Source organism: Nonomuraea soli, assembly GCF_013761175.1.
Lineage (GTDB): Bacteria > Actinomycetota > Actinomycetes > Streptosporangiales > Streptosporangiaceae > Nonomuraea > Nonomuraea soli.
The window spans coordinates 485,954-502,526 of sequence record NZ_JACDUR010000009.1 but is presented as its reverse complement, the minus strand read 5'-3'; the positions used below and the strand labels follow the sequence as shown (position 1 = coordinate 502,526).

The following is a 16,573-nucleotide window of genomic DNA, read 5'->3' as shown; positions in this document are numbered from 1 at the left end:
ACCCGGAAGTTAAGCTTCTCTGCGCCGATGGTACTGCACTCGCCAGGGTGTGGGAGAGTAGGTCGCCGCCGCACAAATATTGATCAGAAAGGCCCACCCGGTCTCCGGGTGGGCCTTTCTGCGTTACCGGAAGGGCCGGGAGATCTCCGACAGGTGGACGTCGATCCGCCCGTTGCGCTCGACGACCTGATGGCGCAACACCTTCGCGAGTTGCCGGGGCTGCAGAATCCTCGTCAGGAGCGTCACGCGTTCGAAGCCTTCCAGCCGCAGGGCCCAGCAGATGGCCTTGAGAGCACGGGACGGTGCGTCTGGTCGATCCGAAACGGACCGGAGGAGCCGGATGTCGACCATCCCTGGGCTGGGGGTGTTCAGCAGCAGGCCGATGACGCCGACTATCACAGGGTCACTGTTCGTGTGGGCTTTGACGATGACCAGAACGCGCTTTTCGCCCTCACCATCCGGCAACAGCGCGTCCACCGTCGGAGCCGGGTGCTGGAGCAGTTCCAATATGGCCGGCTCATCGTAGGTCTCGTAGTCGCGCACCGAGTCGGTCCAGAGGAGATCGAGCTCGATGGCTCCTTCGGTGACGCACGGTTCGTAGAAGTCGTGACGTCTGGCGCACAGGGGATCCCAGTGGAAGGCATAGTGCACCAGAGAGGTGGCCAGATCGCGGTGGGAGGCCGCCCAGATGTCGTCGAAGGCGAACCACTGGCGGTACCCGCTGTACTCGTCGGAGTAGAAGCACATCTGAGCCAGGTGCCGTCCCACGTGGAAGAGCGTCTGGTCGTTCGCCTGCTCGTCATCAGGGAATTCGTCGAGGTCTGCGGGGAGCCTGCTGCGACGATCGAGGGCGGGGGTCAGGTCCGCGTCGCCAGGCTCGATGAGGCCCTGCAAGCAGACGAGGTCTTGGCCGAGGCCGTCGGTGTCGAGGGTGGGTAACACATCGACCAGTTGCGGTAGCCGTACGCCTGGAATCTGGTCCGGGCTGTCCCACGCGAGACCGTCGTGCTTGGCCGGCAGGTGTGTCACCAGTAGGTACGTCGCCCCGGGGCTGCCGGTTGCCGGAGGAGAGTGCGGTAGGCGGACGGGGACGGGAGAGACGAATGGGGGGACGTCGTCGATGTGGTCGTCTGCGTCGGGGAGGCGCCAGTCATCGTGAACGATGTAGGACCAGCGCTCGGGGTTCTCGGCGACAACGGCATCCTCGACGAAGTAGTAGGCGGTCTCGTACCACAGATCGGCGACGAAGATGCGGATGCTCCGCTCGTCCATCCGGAAGTGATGATCGGCCCACCAGACGATACGGATGAGATTTCGCAGGTCCTCCAGGGTGCGAGGCGGCGGGTGACCACTGGTGCAGATGCTCTCGAGCCTCCCTTCGCGACATCCGAGCGTCTGCTGCGCCGTCTCCAGCCCGCCTGGCTGCCACAGGGCCTGGAACCACTCCAGCATCGATACTCCGGGGAAATGCCTGACCGTCTTGCTGAGCGGGCCGGCCGTCCAGTCCCGGTTGATGAAGTACACAGGCCAGATCATGGCAGTGCCCTCAGTAGGGTTGGAGGGTGGACTATCGAGCAGTTGAGCAAGCCATCATCACCCGAGGCGTCGAGTGGGAGTTCGACCCGACGCGTGAGAGGGTCAAGAGCCTCCTGGAGCTGCTCGGCGAGCCGCAGAGGGCTTATCCGATCGTGCACATCGCGGGCACCAACGGCAAGACGAGTACGGCACGCATGACGGAGACGCTGCTGCGGGAGCGGAATCTGCGCGTGGGCAGGTTCACCAGCCCGCACCTGGTCCATATGCGCGAGCGCATCGTCGTCGACGGCAAGCCGCTCAGCGAGGAGAAGTTCACCGAGGCGTACGAAGAGCTGCTGCCGTACGTGGAGTTGCTCGAGAAGGACGGCGGGCGGCGGATCCAGTTCTTCGAGTTCCTGACGGCGATGGCGTTCTCGGTGTTCGCCGACGCGCCCGTCGACGTGGCCGTCATCGAGACCGGGATGGGCGGCACGTGGGACGCGACGAACGTCGCCGACGGGGCCGTCGCGGTGATCACGCCGATTTCGCTCGACCACATGGACCGGCTCGGGCCCGACATTCCGAGCATCGCGGGGGAGAAGGCGGGGATCATCAAGCCCGGCCAGACCGTGGTGCTGGCGCAGCAGGAGCTGGAAGCTGCCGAGGTGCTGATGGTCAAGGCCGCCGAGACGGGTGTCGTCGTGGCTCGCGAAGGGCTGGAGTTCGGGGTGCTCGCGCGCGAGGTCGCGATGGGCGGGCAGTTGCTGACGCTGCGCGGGCTCAAGGGCGTCTACGACGAGGTGTATCTGCCGCTGTACGGCGCTCACCAGGCGAGCAACGCCGTGTGCGCGCTCGCGGCGGCGGAGGCGCTGACCGGCGGTGACGATCCGCTCGACGTGGAGCTGGTACGGCAGGCGTTCGCGCAGGTGACGTCGCCCGGACGGCTGGAAGTGGTGCGCCGGGGGCCGACCGTGGTGGTCGACGCGGCGCACAACACCGGCGGCGTCAAGGCGACCATCGAGGCGCTGGACGAGGCGTTCGACTTCGCGAAGGTCATCGGGGTCGTGGCGGTCATGCGGGACAAGGACGTGTCCGGGATCCTGGAGCTGCTGGAGCCGGTGTTCGAGGAGATCGTGGTGACGACGAACTCGTCACCACGCGCGATGCCGGCCGACGAGCTGGGGGAACTGGCGGCGGAGTACTTCGGGCCGGACCGGGTGCATGTGGTGGAGCGGATCGACGACGCCATCGACCGGGGGATCGGGATCGCCGACGCTGCCGGGGAGTTCAGCGGGACGGGTGTGCTGATCACGGGGTCGGTGATCACGGCGGGGGATGCGCGGCACCTGCTGAATGCGGGCGACGAGGACTGACGAGCTGTACGGGGCGTGGCGGGCTTGGCGGGGACTGGTGAGGTGCCTTCGGGCATCGGGTGAGGTTGACGTGGGGTCCGCGGGCGCCGGGTGAGGCTCTGCAGGCGGCGAGGGAACTTGGCGAGGTGTCTGCAGGCGCCGAGGGAACTTGGCGCGCGTCTGCAGGCGCCGAGTGAGTGCTGCAGAGTGGCCGCCGGTGGGGCCGCTGGTGGGGCCGCTGGTGGGGCGGCTGGGGTGCGGGTGGTGTCGGCGGGTGAGTGTGGCCGGTTCGGGCTTCGAGGCTCGTGCCCGGATGACCGTGAGCGGCCCGCTCTGGGGAGGGGTGCGTTGGGTGACCGGCGTGCCCGTGGTGGAGGATGGCAGGCGTGAAGGACGGAGGCGGGTCGTGAAGTTCGAGGTCACGCCGGGACTGCGGCGGTTGTGTGCCACGGTGCTTGGCATGGAGGCGATCGTCGTCGGCCTCGTGACGCCGGTGGCGATCATGGTGAACAAGGTCGAGCCGGCCGTCGCGGTGACGGCGGGTGTCGGGCTGGCGGTGCTGTGCGTCGTCGTGACCGGCATGCTGAAGCGGCCATGGGCCTACGTCGCGGGCTCTTTCCTGCAGGTCCTGGCGATCGCCACGGGCTTCCTCGTACCGGCCATGTTCTTCCTCGGAGTGATCTTCGCGGCGCTCTGGATCACCGCGATTATCGTCGCTCGCCGTGTCGAGGGCGTGACTTCCCGCTAAAGTCGGCCTACATGGCCGTCCCCCCCATTCAGCGGTCCCAGCAGGCGGCGCCCGCGGGACCGGAAGCCAGCGCAGCCTGGCACTCCAAGCCCGTGCTCTTCGATGTCGTGCTCGGGCTGCTCATCGTGGTCGTGCTTCCGCTCGCGATCCTCGCCATCCCGAACACCGTCTCGGTCGTGGCGCACCTGCTGCCGCCGGACATGGACCGGGTCGGGCTCATGCGGGCCCACGGTCTGTCGGTTCCGGCGACGATGCTCACCGTCCCGCTCGCGGCGATCGCGCTGCGCCGGTGGAAGGTGGCGCACGTCCTGGTGGGCGGGCTGGCACTGCTGGCGCTCGCCGACGCGCTGGGCGGGTTCGCCGGCTCCACCTGGATGGTCGGAGTGCTGCGCGTGGCCCACGGCGTCGGCGCCGGGCTGTTGCTGCCCGCCACGCTCGTCGCCGTCTGGGACCGGGGCATGGTGATGCGGGCGATCTGGGCCGGTGCGCTCTCGGCCGGCCTGCTGACCGCCCAGGCGCTGGCGCTGTGGCCGCTCGACGGGGCCACCAGCTGGCAGATCACGCTCCAGCCGTACCCGATGGTGACCGGCATCGCGCTGGGCCTGGCGGCGATCTACTTCGTGCTGTGGGTGCTGAGCGGCCAGAACGCCGCGCCCCGGCCGCAGGGTGTCGAGAGCAGCCGCCTGACGATGTCGGCGGTCCCCGCGGCGGGCATCGCCGCGCTGGCCGTCGGCACCACCTACAGCGACTGGGGCGCCGGGCTCGTGATCGTGGCCGCGGTGCTGTCCGTGGGCGCGCTGCTCACGCTGGCCTCGATCGGCGCCTCCAGCGGGCGCACACTCGCGTACGCCACCGTCGCGGTGGGCGTGGTGCTGCTGCCCAGCGCCGCGCAGACCACCTACGTCGAGATGGGCGGGCTGGGCGGGCCGGGGCTGAGCGGGCTGTGGAAGCCGTTCGCCATCGCCGCCGTCCTGGCGGTGGTCGCCGCGGTGGCGGTCGTGCGGTGGGGGCGCGACTCGCACCGGTGGATGGTTCCCGCCGGGCTGCTCGCCATCGTCATGGGCCTGTGCTGCGTGCGGGCGATGGTGCCGACTTCGGCCGGGATGTGGCTGGTGGTGCCTTTCACGTTCCTGGCGGCGGGCGCCGCGGTGGCCCTGACGGCCGCTGTACGGCAGGCGGCCATCGGCGGGGCGCTCTTCGCGCTCACCTTGTGCTTCCCCGGGGTGCTGGCGGGTTATCTGCTGGGGACCGGGGTGCAGGTGACGCTGCTGCGGGAGGCGCGGAACCAGCAGCAGTTGGTCGACAACTTCGTGGGGGCGCTGCATCTGTGGGCGCTTCTGGGCGGGTTCCTGGTGGTGGCGATCATCGTGCTGGCGTCGTGGCGTGCGCGCAGGGAGCCGGTGGCGGGTGGTGGGGCTCCGGAGGTCGTGCCGGGGTCCGGCGGGGGGAAGGGGACTCGGGAGGCGGTTGCCGAGGAGACGCCGGTGGTGCCCGTGGTTCCGGCGCCCGCGCCTGCCGCTGTGCCGGGGAGCTCGCTTTCGGGCGAGGACTCGGGAGGGGCCGAGGCGCCGGTGCTGGCTTCCGTGGTGGTGGCTCGGCAGGAGGATGGCGATGCGGCCCCTGTGAGGGAGGTCAAGGCGCTGGCTGACGAGCGTCGGGGTGCTGCCGGGGGGCGGAGTTCTGGCGATGGCAGGGGCGCGGGGAAGGGTGTGCCGGGCGCCGAGGGCCGATCCGGGGAGGGCCTTGGCGGTGAGGGGCGCGGGGCTGAGGTCGTGGGTAAGGGCGCGGCGTCACCCGTAGCGCCGCGAGAGGTGCCTCAGGCGGCGTCGCAGGAGTCGGGGCGCGTTGGCCACGGGGGTCGCGCAGGGGCCGGAGAGGGGCCTGCGTCAGCGGCCGGGACAGGGGCCGATGCAGAGACCGGGGCGCAGGCGGGCGAGGGTGGCGCTGCAGGGGCCGGCGAGGGGCCACAGACAGCGCCCCAGGTGGCGCCCGGGGCAAGGAGCCACGAGAGCGCCGCCGAGGTGAGTGAAGGGGCAGACGTCGAGTCGGGTGAGCACAGGCCCGTCGAGTCGGGCGAGCGCAGGCCCGTCGAGTCGGCCGAGCACAGGCCCGTGGAGTCGGCCGAGCACAGGGCCGCCGCGCCCGGCGCCGATGACGACGAGCGGGACGACGCCCCCACCGGGGAAGTGCCCCGCATCACCGGCGACGCACTCAAGCTCCCCGTGGTCCCACCCCCCGCCCAGTCCCCGGAGGACACCGTCTGACCGCCGCTTGACGGTAAGCTGAGCGTCGTCACGCGCCTTCGTCGCGACTCATGACCATGACCTGTTCAAAGGAGAACCTCCAGTGTCCGAGCGCACTCTTGTCCTGATCAAGCCCGACGGGGTGAAGCGTGGCCTCATCGGTGACGTGATCGCCCGCATTGAGCGCAAGGGCCTCAAGGTCGTCGCCATGGACCTGCGCACCCTCGACGCCGAGACCGCCAAGGCGCACTACGCCGAGCACACCGAGCGGCCGTTCTTCGGCGAGCTGGTCGAGTTCATCACCTCCGCGCCGCTGGTGGCGCTGGTGGTCGAGGGCCCGCGCGCGATCGAGGCGTTCCGCCAGCTGGCCGGCGCCACCGACCCGGTGAAGGCCAACACCGGCACGATCCGCGGCGACCACGCCCTGGAGATCGGCGAGAACGTCGTCCACGGCTCCGACTCGCCCGAGTCCGCCGCCCGCGAGATCAAGATCTTCTTCCCCGACCGCTTCTGAGCGCCGGGCGCTGAGCCTGCCGTACCCCACAACGCTGGGGGGCGGCAGGCTTTTTGCATGTTAAAGAAGTGAGACAAGATTTTTCTGGTGTGGACGCTCTCATCGCGCTCAGTGATGGGTACGTCACGTTACGATTCGGATGCGATCCGCAGTCATCCGCGTACGACGTGACGGAAGGCTCCTTTCCCCATGGGTAGCAAGCTCGCCTTTCTCGGCCGCGACATGGCGGTCGATCTCGGCACGGCCAACACGCTGGTCTACGTGCGCGGCCGCGGCATCGTTCTGAACGAACCGTCGGTCGTCGCCATCAACACCGCCACCGGCAAGATCGTCGCGGTGGGCATCGAGGCCAAGCGCATGATCGGGCGCACGCCCGGCAACATCGTGGCCGTGCGCCCGCTGAAGGACGGCGTCATCGCCGACTTCGACGTCACCGAGCGCATGCTGCGCTATTTCATCCAGCGCGTGCACAAGCGCCGCCATTTCGCCAAGCCGCGCATCATCATCGCGGTGCCGAGCGGCATCACCGGGGTGGAGCAGCGGGCGGTCAAGGAGGCCGGTTACCAGGCCGGCGCGCGCAAGGTGTACATCATCGAGGAGCCGATGGCGGCGGCGCTGGGCGCCGGGCTGCCGGTGCACGAGCCGACCGGCAACATGGTGGTCGACATCGGCGGCGGCACGACCGAGGTGGCGATCATCTCGATGGGCGGCGTCGTGACCAGCCAGTCGATCCGCGTCGGCGGCGACGAGCTGGACCAGGCGGTGATCAGCTTCGCCAAGAAGGAGTACTCCCTGATGCTCGGCGAGCGCACCGCCGAGGAGATCAAGATGGCGATCGGCTCGGCCTGCGACACCGGCGACGACTGTCATGCCGAGATCCGTGGCCGTGATCTGGTGAGCGGGCTGCCCAAGACGATCGTGGTGAGCGCGGAGGAGATCCGCAGGGCCACGGAGGAACAGGTCAACGCCATCGTCGACGCCGTGCGCACCACGCTCGACAAGTGCCCGCCCGAGCTGTCGGGCGACATCATGGACAGGGGCATCGCCCTCACCGGTGGCGGAGCGCTGCTCAAGGGCATGGAGGAGCGGCTGAAGATCGAGACGGGCATGCCGGTGCACCTGGTCGACAACGCGCTCGACTCGGTGGCGCTGGGCTCGGGCCGGTGCGTGGAGGAGTTCGACGGCCTGCAGCAGGTCCTGGTTCCGGAGGCGCGTCACTCATGAGGGACACGCGCCGCGCCAGGCTGATCCTGGGACTGCTGCTGACCGCGGCGCTCGTGATCCTGACCATCGATCACCGGACGGGGCAGGACTCCCCGCTGGGCCCGCTGCGCGGCATGGGGGCGGCGGTCTTCGGTACGGCGGAGCAGTTCGGGGGCGCGGTCGGCCGCCCGGTGGCGTCGTTCTTCTCCGCCATGGCGGGCGCGCCGGGGGCGCAGGACCGCATCAAGCGGCTGGAGGAGGAGAACGCCAGGCTGCGGGCGGGGCTGTCCGCCTCGGCCCTGGACCGCAAACGTTCGCAGGAGCTCAGGAGCATGCTGGGCCTGTCGGGGCTGGGCGGTTACACCGTGGTGTCGGCGAACGTCGTGGCCAGGCGCGGCCATCCGGGCTTCGAGGACGCCGTCGAGATCGACGCGGGCACCGACGACGGCGTGCGGACGGACATGACCGTGCTGAACGGCTACGGCCTGATCGGGCGGGTGGTGCAGGCCGGCACGACCACGTCGACGGTGGTGCTGCTGAGCGATCCCGCCTCGTCGGCCGGAGCGCGCCTGGAGGGCGGCAACGAGATCGGCGTCGTCAGCGGGGTGGGACACGGGGGCAAGCTGGTGCGTTTCAGGCTGCTCGACTCCACCGCGCCGCTGGCGCCAGGGCTGCGCCTGGTGAGCTTCGGCTCGCAGAAGGCCGCGCCGTACGTGTCGGGCGTGCCGATCGGGGTGATCGAGCGGGTGGAGGCGACTCCCGGCGAGCTGACGCGTATCGCCTACGCGCGGCCGTTCGTGGACCTGACCTCGCTGGACGTGGTGGGCGTCGTGGTCAAGGCGCCCAAGCGGGATCCGAGGGACGCCGTGCTGCCCGTCCTTCAGGGGGAGCGGTGATCGCGGCGCTGGCGCTGGTCGCGGCGGTCCTGGTGCAGGTGATGCTGGTCAACCGGCTGCCGTTGCCGATGGGCGCGCCCGACGTGGTGCTGCTGACGGTGATCGGGCTGGCCCTGACCCGCGGCCCGCTGGCCGGGGCGGTGATGGGCTTCTGCGGCGGGCTGGTGGCCGACCTGATCCCGCCGACCGCGCACGTGGTGGGGCAGTACGCGTTCGTGTACGCGCTGATCGGCTTCCTGGCCGGGCGGGGGATCGGCGGCATGGTTCCCACGGTCATCGTCTGCGTGCTGGCCGCTCCGCCGCTGGCGGCAGCGGTCGGCGGGCTGATCGGCGACCCCCGGGTGACGCTGGAGGCCATGGCCGAGGTCATGCCGGTCACCGCGGCCTACACGCTGCTGCTGGCTCCGGTGGTCGTGTGGCTGACCACCCGCGGCGACCGGAGGTACGCCTCGTGAACCGCATGCGGACCCGGCTGGTGGTGCTGCACGTCATGGTGCTGACGCTGCTGGCCGCGCTTGCCGTACGGCTGTGGCAGGTGCAGGTCATGCGCGGCCAGGAGTTCGTGTCGGCGGCCGCCGAGACGCGGACCAGGGACGTGGTCGTGCCGGCCGTGCGAGGGCAGATCCTCGACGCGGCGGGGCGCCCTCTGGTGCGCAACCGCACGGCCCTGGTCGTCTCGGTCGACCGCAACGAGATCGCCAAGGACAGGAGCGTGCTCACGCGCCTGGCGTCGGTCCTGGGGCGGCCGGTCAAGACGCTGGAGAAGCGCATCAGGCCGTGCGGGCCCGGGGTGACCAGGCCGTGCTGGCCAGGCTCGCCGTACCAGCCGATCCCCATCGACGAGAAGGTGACCACGCGTGAGGCGCTGACCATCCTGGAGCGCCAGGAGGAGTTCCCCGGGGTGACCGCCGAGGTGCAGGCGGTCCGCCAGTACCCGAACGGCAGGGCGGCGGCGCAGCTGCTGGGCTACCTGCAGCCGGTGACGCAGGAGGAGCTCGACCGGCGGGAGGGCCTGAAGTCCGGCTTCTCCGGCGTGGACCTGGTCGGCCGCGACGGACTGGAGGCCACCTACGACGAGGCGCTGCGCGGCGCGCCGGGGCTGCGCAAGATCCAGGTCGACAGGCTCGGCAAGGTCATCGGGATCGAGCAGCAGGTCGCACCGACGACCGGCGACACGCTGATCACCAGCATCGACGCGCGTATCCAGGCGTTCACCGAGCGGGCGGTCCACGGGGCGATGAAGCGGGCCCCGCGGGCCGACGGCGCGGCGGGCGTGGTGCTCGACGCGCGGACGGGCCGGGTCGTGGCCATGGCCAGCGCGCCCGGCTACGACCCCGCGGTGTGGACCGGCGGCATCTCGGAGCGGGAGTATCAGCAGCTGCTGTCGGACAAGGCGGGCAAGCCGCTGGTGTCGCGTGCGATCAAGGGGGAGTTCGCGCCGGGTTCGACCTTCAAGGTCTCCTCGGTGGCCGCGATGCTGCGCTCCGGCTACCCGATCAACGGGCACTACGGCTGCCCCGGCGCGTTCATGGTGGGCGACCGGCCCTTCCACAACTTCCGCGGCATCCCGCTGGGCACCCTGACGATGCACACGGCGCTGGTGAAGTCGTGCGACACGATCTTCTACAAGGCCTCCTACGAGCAGTGGATCAAGGACGGCGGGCTGCACCCGAAGAAGACGCCGAAGGAGCGCTTCGCCAACACCGCGCGGGCCTTCGGCTTCGGCAGCCCGACCGGCATCGACGTGCCGGGCGAGTCGGCGGGACGCATCCCCGACCGTGACTGGAAGAAGGACCTGTGGGCGCAGACCAGCGCCGACAACTGCAAGGCCTCGCGCACCGGCTACCCCGGCGTCAAGAACAGAACCAAGGCCGCGTTCCTGAAGCGGCTGGCCTACGAGAACTGCGTCGAGGGCTACCTGCTGCGCCCCGGTGACGCCGCCAACTTCTCCATCGGCCAGGGTGACGTGCTCGTCACGCCGCTCCAGCTCGCCAGGGCCTACGTGGCGCTCGTGGGCGACGGCAGGCTGCGCAGCCCGCGGGTGGGCTGGGCGCTGGTGCGGCCGGACGGCACGCAGGTCAAGAAGATCGAGGTCCCGGTGGTGGGCAAGCTGCCCATCAACGCCAAGGAGCGGGCCTACATCAAGAACGCGCTCAGCCAGGTGGCCTCCGACGGCACCGCGGCCGGGGCGTTCAGCGGCTTCCCGATGGACCAGGTGAAGATCGGCGGCAAGACCGGCACGGCCGAGGTGTACGGCAAGGCGGACACCTCCTGGTTCGCCTCCTTCGCCCCGACCTCGAAGCCGAAGTACGTGGTGGTCGTGATGGTCTCCCAGGGCGGCATGGGCGGCCAGAGCGCCGCGCCCGCCGTGCGCGAGATCTACGAGGGCATCTACGGCATCAAGAACCAGCAGCCCATCAAGCCGGTGTCCAGACTGCCGCAGATCGCCAGGGACGGGACGGTGCGCCGATGATGGTCGATCGCACGCTCCTGGCCCGGCGCCGGGCCTTCACCAAACTCGGCGCCCAGTCGGCGGTCTGGCGCCTGGACGCCGTGCTGCTCGTCGCGGTCGCCTCGCTGTGCGTGATCGGCACGCTGCTGGTCTGGTCGTCGACCCGCACCTGGGCGCCGGGCTCGACGGGCCTGGTCAAGAAGCACATGCTCAACCTGGCCATCGGGGCGGCGCTGTGCAGCGCGGTCGCGATGGTCGACCATCGGCTCATGCGCGCCTACGCGCCGCTCGTCTACGTGTTGTCGCTGCTGGGCCTCGTCGTCGTGCTGACGCCGCTGGGCTCCACCATCAACGGCTCGCACTCCTGGATCACGCTCGGCGGCGGATTCGCCTTCCAGCCGTCGGAGTTCGCCAAGCTCGGCCTGGTGCTGATGCTGGCGATGCTGCTGGCCCAGCCGGCCGAGGGCACCGACCGGCCGCGCATGCTCGACGTGCTGTTCGCGCTGATGGCGTCGGGGCTGGCGATGGCGCTGGTGATGCTCCAGCCCGACCTCGGCACCACGCTGGTCATGGCCGTGATCACCGTGGGCGCGCTGGCGATCGCGGGGATCCGCCGCAGGTACCTGCTGCTGCTCGGGCTGATCGCCGTGGCGGGTGCGGTGGCCGTCTGGTACTTCGAGCTGCTGGAGCCGTACCAGATCGCGCGCCTGACCGCCTTCCTCGACCCCACGCACGACCCTCGGGGCGTCGGCTACAACAGCACCCAGTCGATGATCGCCATCGGCTCGGGCGGGCTGTTCGGCAAGGGACTGTTCGACGGCGGGCAGACGACCGGGCGGTTCGTGCCGGAGCAGCACACCGACTTCATCTTCACCGTGGCGGGCGAGGAGTTCGGCTTCCTCGGCTCGGTGACCGTGGTGGCGCTGCTGGCCGTGGTGCTGGTGCGGGGGCTGCAGATCGCGCGGCAGTGCGAGGACAGGTTCGGCACGCTGGTGGCGGGGTCGATCGTGTGCTGGCTGGCGTTCCAGACGTTCGAGAACATCGGGATGACGGTCGGGATCATGCCGATCACGGGCTTGCCGCTGCCGTTCGTCTCTTATGGCGGTACGTCCACATTCGCGAATCTCATCGCCATCGGACTTCTGCAGGCCATCCGCATTCGCGAGCAGAGCTTTCACTGAGTGCCGATAGTCTGGACGTATGTCTGTCGAGTCTGTGTTCCACCGCCTGGAAGCGCTCCTGCCCAAGGTGCAGAAGCCGATCCAGTACGTCGGGGGTGAGCTGAACTCGACCGTCAAGGACTGGGACGACGCCGACGTGCGCTGGGCGCTGATGTACCCCGACGCCTACGAGGTCGGCCTGCCCAACCAGGGCGTCGCGATCCTCTACGAGATCCTCAACGAGCTGCCGCGCACCCTGGCCGAGCGCACCTACTCCGTCTGGCCCGACCTCGAGAAGCTCATGCGCGAGCACGACGTGCCGCAGTTCACGGTCGACGGCCACCGTCCCGTGCGCGCCTTCGACGTGCTGGGCGTCTCGTTCTCGACCGAGCTCGGCTACACCAACATGCTGACCGCGCTCGACCTGGCGGGCATCCCGCTCGTGGCGGCCGAGCGCGGCGACGACGATCCGATCGTCATCGCCGGCGGTCACGCGGCGTTCAACCCCGAGCCGATCGCCGACTTCATCGACGCGGCCGTGCTCGGCGACGGCGAGCAGATCTCCATCGCCATCTCCGAGGTCATCCGCGAATGGAAGGCGGAGGGCCGCCCCGGCGGCCGCGACGAGCTGCTGATGCGCCTGGCCGAGTCGGGCGGCGTCTACGTGCCGAAGTTCTACGACGTGACCTACCACCCCGACGGGCGCATCGCCCGGGTGGCGCCCAACCGTTCCGGCGTGCCGTGGCGGGTTCACAAGCACACCGTCATGGACCTCGACGAGTGGCCCTACCCGAAGAAGCCGCTGGTGCCGCTGGCCGAGACGGTCCACGAGCGCTTCAGCGTCGAGATCTTCCGCGGCTGCACGCGCGGCTGCCGCTTCTGCCAGGCGGGCATGATCACCCGCCCGGTGCGCGAGCGTTCGATCACGACGATCGGCGCGATGGTCGAGAACGGCATCAAGGAGTCGGGCTTCAACGAGGTCGGCCTGCTGTCGTTGTCGAGCGCCGACCACTCCGAGATCGGCGAGGTCGCCAAGGGCCTGGCCGACCGCTACGAGGGCACCAACACCTCGCTGTCGCTGCCCTCGACCCGGGTCGACGCCTTCAACATCGACCTCGCGAACGAGTTCTCGCGCAACGGCCGCCGCTCCGGCCTGACCTTCGCCCCCGAGGGCGGCTCCGAGCGCATGCGCAAGGTGATCAACAAGATGGTCACCGAGGAAGACCTGATCCGCACCGTCACCGCCGCCTACTCCCAGGGCTGGCGTCAGGTCAAGCTGTACTTCATGTGCGGGCTGCCCACCGAGACCGACGAGGACGTGCTCGGCATCGCCGACCTGGCCAAGAAGGTCATCCAGGCGGGCCGCGAGGCCACCGGTTCGCGCGACATCCGCTGCACGGTCTCCATCGGCGGGTTCGTGCCCAAGCCGCACACGCCGTTCCAGTGGGCGGGCCAGACCGACGCCGAGACCGTCGACCGGCGCCTCATGGCGCTGAAAGACTCCCTGCGCAACGACAAGCAGTACGGCAGGGCGATCGGCTACCGCTACCACGACGGCAAGCCCTCGATCGTCGAAGGACTGCTCTCGCGCGGCGACCGCCGGGTGGGCGCCGTCATCCGCGCCGTCTGGGAGGACGGCGGGCGCTTCGACGGCTGGAGCGAGCACTTCTCCTACCGGCGCTGGCTCGACTGCGCCGAGCAGGTGGGGGTCGACGTCGACTGGTACACCACGCGCGAGCGCGAGGAGAACGAGGTGCTCCCGTGGGACCACCTCGACGCCGGGCTCGACCGCTCGTGGTTGTGGCACGACTGGCAGGACGCCGTCAACGAGGCCGAGGTCGAAGACTGCCGGTGGACGCCGTGCTACGACTGCGGCGTCTGCCCGGCCATGGGCACCGAGATCCAGATCGGGCCGACCGGCAAGAAGCTGCTGCCGCTCACGGTCGTCTGAGAAACTCCCGCGCTCCGCGCAGCACCGGCCATCGGGTGCTGCGCAGCCGGGTGTCGGTGGGGTACGGCTGGGCGGCGACGGCACCCTTGACGGCGTCGGGGTCCAGGCCGTCGCGTTCGGCGATCAGCCTGGCCACCTCGTAGCGGCTGAGGTCGTCGGCGCCCGCCAGGTGGACGATCCCCGACAGGCCGGTGCCCGCGAGGGTGACCAGCGCCTGCGCCAGGTCCTCGACGTGCGACGGGCTGCGCAGGGCGTTCGTGTAGTGCACGGCGCCCGGATCGTGGACCAGCCGTTCGTGCTTGCTGCCGTCGCCGAGCACCAGCGAGATGCGCACCAGGAGGTCGCCGGCGGAGATGTGCTGCTCGGCGAGGGCCTTGGCCCTGCCGTAGGCGTTGACCGGACAGGGGCCGGCGCTCTCGTCATAGGGGCCCCTGTCTCCCGCGAACACCGCGTCGGTCGAGACGTGGACGAGGCGGGCGCCGCTCTTGCGCGCCGCCTCCGCGACGTGGCCGGTGCCGTGGGCGATGACGTCGACGTCGTCCATGCGGCGTCCGGCGGCGGTGTGGATGACGATGTCCGGATCGATCGCGGCGAAGAGGCCGAGCACATCCTGGCGCCGCGACACGTCGAGCCGGTGCCAGGCGCCTCCCTGCGAGCCCTGCGTGCCGTACACCTCGAGGCCGGCGGCGCTCGCGTGCCTGGCCACGACGCTGCCCACGTGGCCGCTGGCCCCGGTGATCAGGATTCTCGTCACCGCACGATGATGGCACGCACCCTGGGGCCGTGCCTGCGCCACCAGGCCCTGGCCCAGAGCACCTCGGGACCGATGACCAGGGTCAGGAGCAGGAGGGCGTCGGCCGCGGCGAGCGGTCCGGGGGTCGCGGCGAGGGTGGCGAGGGCGCCGGTGATCAGCGTGACCATCAGCGGAAGGGTGACCACGATCGCGAAGCCGAGGCAGGCCAGAGTCCCGGCGGGGAGCAGGGCGGCGTACAGGCGCAGGCTGGCGCGCTCGCGCCCTGGCAGAGAGCCGAGGGTGCCGGTCCGGCCGCACAGCAGGGCGCGCAGGTAGCGGGAGGCGTCGCCGTACAGGTCACGGCAGCCGGTCAGGTCCTGCAGCAGGAAGTACAGGTCGGTGCGCATGAAGACGAGCAGCTGGGCGAGCAGGCGGCCGAGCTGGAGCAGGACGATCGTGGCGAGCAGCGGGTGGAGGTCGGCGAAGGTCAGCGCCAGTCCGGCGACGGCCAGGTCGACGGCGATGCCCGACAGGTAGACGGTGATGCGGACCCGGCGCGGGGCCAGCCAGATGCCGGAGACGTCGGTCTGGGCGACGAGGAACTGCAGGCGTGTACCCAGAGAGATGCGTGCGGGCACCCCGGCCGCGCGGGCGGTGACCAGGTGGGCCACCTCGTGCAGGCCGACCAGCGACCACAGCAGCGCCGTCCAGGTGACCAGGACCAGGGTGCCGTTGGCGGACCAGATCAGCTGCTCCCAGCCGGGCACGCGGTCCAGGTGCAGCAGGCCGGAGAGGATGGGTACGGCCAGGAGGGCAGGCAGCAGCGGGTGCAGGGCCCAGCGCACGTGCCGGCGCCGCAGGCGTGGGAAGGTCGCGCGGATGGGGTCGGGGGCGGGCACGGCGACGCCGCCCGCCGTACGGACCAGGCCCGCCCGGCACAGCTCGGTGACGAGGTCGGCCGCGTCGAGATCGAGCACCCGCTCGGTCTCGCCGACGGTCGCCCCGCGCTCCAGCAGCAGGACGGCGCGCAGGCCCTCCTCCGGCACGGCCACGAAGTCGCCCGAGTCGACCCGGCCGACGATCCAGTCGTCGCCGTCGCGGCGCCACCCCAGGGGGTGGAACTCGACCGTGGCCCCTGGATGGGGGTTCACTGCCTCTCGACGTAGGAGCGCAGGTCCTCGCCTTGCTCGAACAGCGCGGCCAGGATGTCGCGGGTGGGTTCGACGACCGAGGCGTCGGTGATGCGGCGGCAGCCGGTGTGCAGGCCGCCCTCGTCGTAGAGCACCTGGTAGAGCAGGCCGGAGTGGATCAGGACGAGCTCGGGGACGGGGTGCTCGCTCTCGTATTCGGCGACCAGGCTCGCGGGGACCACCCTGCACGTCTCGCCCGCCTCCCCGCGGGCGACCAGCCAGGGCAGCTCCCAGCGCATGTACGGCGTCCACGGCTCCTCGACCACCCTGACCCGCCGGAAGTCGATGTTGTCGGGGAAGCTCGCGGCGAAGGTGGGCCGGAACTCCTCCAGCAGTTCCCAGGCCCGCTCCCAGTCACCGGCCATCGCCGCCTGGAAGCTGGCCAGGTCACCCTCGTCGAAGTACTGCTGCCGCTCGAGCTTCCAGACGACGCCGCTGTGGGCGGCGAACTCCTTGTCGAAGTCGGCGCCGTAGTCGGCGGCGTTCAGCTGCATCCCTGGGGCCTGGCGGATGCGGTCCAGCACCTGGTCATACCGTCCTTTCCGGAAAAGGGAGGGCGGAAGTGGCCGCCCGCCTTCGGAGTGGGCTTGCTCATGCTCTCTCCTTGCCGATCAAG

Annotated in this window: 14 protein-coding genes and 1 rRNA gene; 11 read left to right on the top strand and 4 right to left on the bottom strand. The window is 70.4% G+C overall.

Annotated features, from left to right (window positions below; translation table 11 throughout):
* Positions 1 to 74: ribosomal RNA gene (gene rrf / locus HNR30_RS50780) — 5S ribosomal RNA — on the top strand; the annotation flags it as partial.
* Between the two features lie 49 nt (positions 75 to 123).
* Here rrf and HNR30_RS41345 read toward each other — a convergent pair.
* Complete coding sequence (locus HNR30_RS41345) at positions 124 to 1,524, bottom strand: hypothetical protein (protein WP_181615619.1); 1,401 nt, start codon at positions 1,522 to 1,524, stop codon at positions 124 to 126.
* 38 nt (positions 1,525 to 1,562) lie between these two features.
* Here HNR30_RS41345 and HNR30_RS41340 point away from each other — a divergent pair, with 38 nt between their 5' ends.
* The 10 genes from HNR30_RS41340 to HNR30_RS41295 all read left to right on the top strand — a co-directional run bounded on the left by HNR30_RS41340 (position 1,563) and on the right by HNR30_RS41295 (position 14,034).
* Positions 1,563 to 2,888: a bifunctional folylpolyglutamate synthase/dihydrofolate synthase gene (locus HNR30_RS41340; protein ID WP_181615618.1), complete on the top strand. Its 1,326-nt coding sequence runs from the start codon at positions 1,563 to 1,565 to the stop codon at positions 2,886 to 2,888.
* Positions 2,889 to 3,273: 385 nt separating this feature from the next.
* Positions 3,274 to 3,615: a DUF4233 domain-containing protein gene (locus HNR30_RS41335; protein WP_312895014.1), complete on the top strand. Its 342-nt coding sequence runs from the start codon at positions 3,274 to 3,276 to the stop codon at positions 3,613 to 3,615.
* A gap of 11 nt (positions 3,616 to 3,626) precedes the next feature.
* Complete coding sequence (locus HNR30_RS41330) at positions 3,627 to 5,879, top strand: hypothetical protein (RefSeq protein WP_181615616.1); 2,253 nt, start codon at positions 3,627 to 3,629, stop codon at positions 5,877 to 5,879.
* 82 nt (positions 5,880 to 5,961) lie between these two features.
* Entirely contained in the window at positions 5,962 to 6,372 is a 411-nt protein-coding gene (gene ndk / locus HNR30_RS41325) for a nucleoside-diphosphate kinase (protein WP_181615615.1), read from the top strand.
* A 189-nt stretch (positions 6,373 to 6,561) separates the two neighbouring features.
* Positions 6,562 to 7,596 (top strand): rod shape-determining protein, encoded by a 1,035-nt coding sequence (locus HNR30_RS41320; RefSeq protein ID WP_181615614.1) that lies wholly within the window; start codon positions 6,562 to 6,564, stop codon positions 7,594 to 7,596.
* Positions 7,593 to 8,471, top strand: coding sequence for a rod shape-determining protein MreC (gene mreC / locus HNR30_RS41315; RefSeq protein WP_181615613.1), 879 nt, complete (start codon positions 7,593 to 7,595; stop codon positions 8,469 to 8,471). The genes HNR30_RS41320 and mreC overlap by 4 nt, the downstream gene beginning before the upstream one ends.
* A complete protein-coding gene (gene mreD, locus HNR30_RS41310; protein WP_181615612.1) occupies positions 8,468 to 8,926 on the top strand; it encodes a rod shape-determining protein MreD in 459 nt (152 codons plus the stop codon). The genes mreC and mreD overlap by 4 nt, the downstream gene beginning before the upstream one ends.
* Before the next feature lie 5 nt (positions 8,927 to 8,931).
* Entirely contained in the window at positions 8,932 to 10,944 is a 2,013-nt protein-coding gene (mrdA, locus tag HNR30_RS41305) for a penicillin-binding protein 2 (RefSeq protein WP_181615675.1), read from the top strand.
* Positions 10,941 to 12,104 (top strand): rod shape-determining protein RodA, encoded by a 1,164-nt coding sequence (gene rodA, locus HNR30_RS41300; protein WP_246380140.1) that lies wholly within the window; start codon positions 10,941 to 10,943, stop codon positions 12,102 to 12,104. The genes mrdA and rodA overlap by 4 nt, the downstream gene beginning before the upstream one ends.
* Before the next feature lie 19 nt (positions 12,105 to 12,123).
* Positions 12,124 to 14,034: a TIGR03960 family B12-binding radical SAM protein gene (locus HNR30_RS41295; RefSeq protein ID WP_181615611.1), complete on the top strand. Its 1,911-nt coding sequence runs from the start codon at positions 12,124 to 12,126 to the stop codon at positions 14,032 to 14,034.
* On the opposite strand, the gene HNR30_RS41290 is transcribed toward HNR30_RS41295, so the two are convergent.
* Genes HNR30_RS41290 through HNR30_RS41280 form a run of 3 tightly spaced genes read right to left on the bottom strand, consistent with a single transcriptional unit; the run spans position 14,021 to position 16,481 of the window.
* On the bottom strand, positions 14,021 to 14,788 hold the full coding sequence (locus HNR30_RS41290) for an SDR family oxidoreductase (RefSeq protein ID WP_181615610.1): 768 nt from the start codon (positions 14,786 to 14,788) through the stop codon (positions 14,021 to 14,023). The genes HNR30_RS41295 and HNR30_RS41290 overlap by 14 nt on opposite strands.
* Positions 14,785 to 15,918 carry a hypothetical protein gene (locus tag HNR30_RS41285; RefSeq protein ID WP_220134574.1) on the bottom strand — a complete coding sequence of 378 codons (1,134 nt, stop codon included), beginning with the start codon at positions 15,916 to 15,918 and terminating at the stop codon, positions 14,785 to 14,787. Before HNR30_RS41285 ends, HNR30_RS41290 begins: the two co-directional genes overlap by 4 nt.
* A complete protein-coding gene (locus tag HNR30_RS41280) occupies positions 15,915 to 16,481 on the bottom strand; it encodes a DUF6879 family protein (protein WP_181615609.1) in 567 nt (188 codons plus the stop codon). Before HNR30_RS41280 ends, HNR30_RS41285 begins: the two co-directional genes overlap by 4 nt.
* Positions 16,482 to 16,573 lie beyond the last annotated feature (92 nt).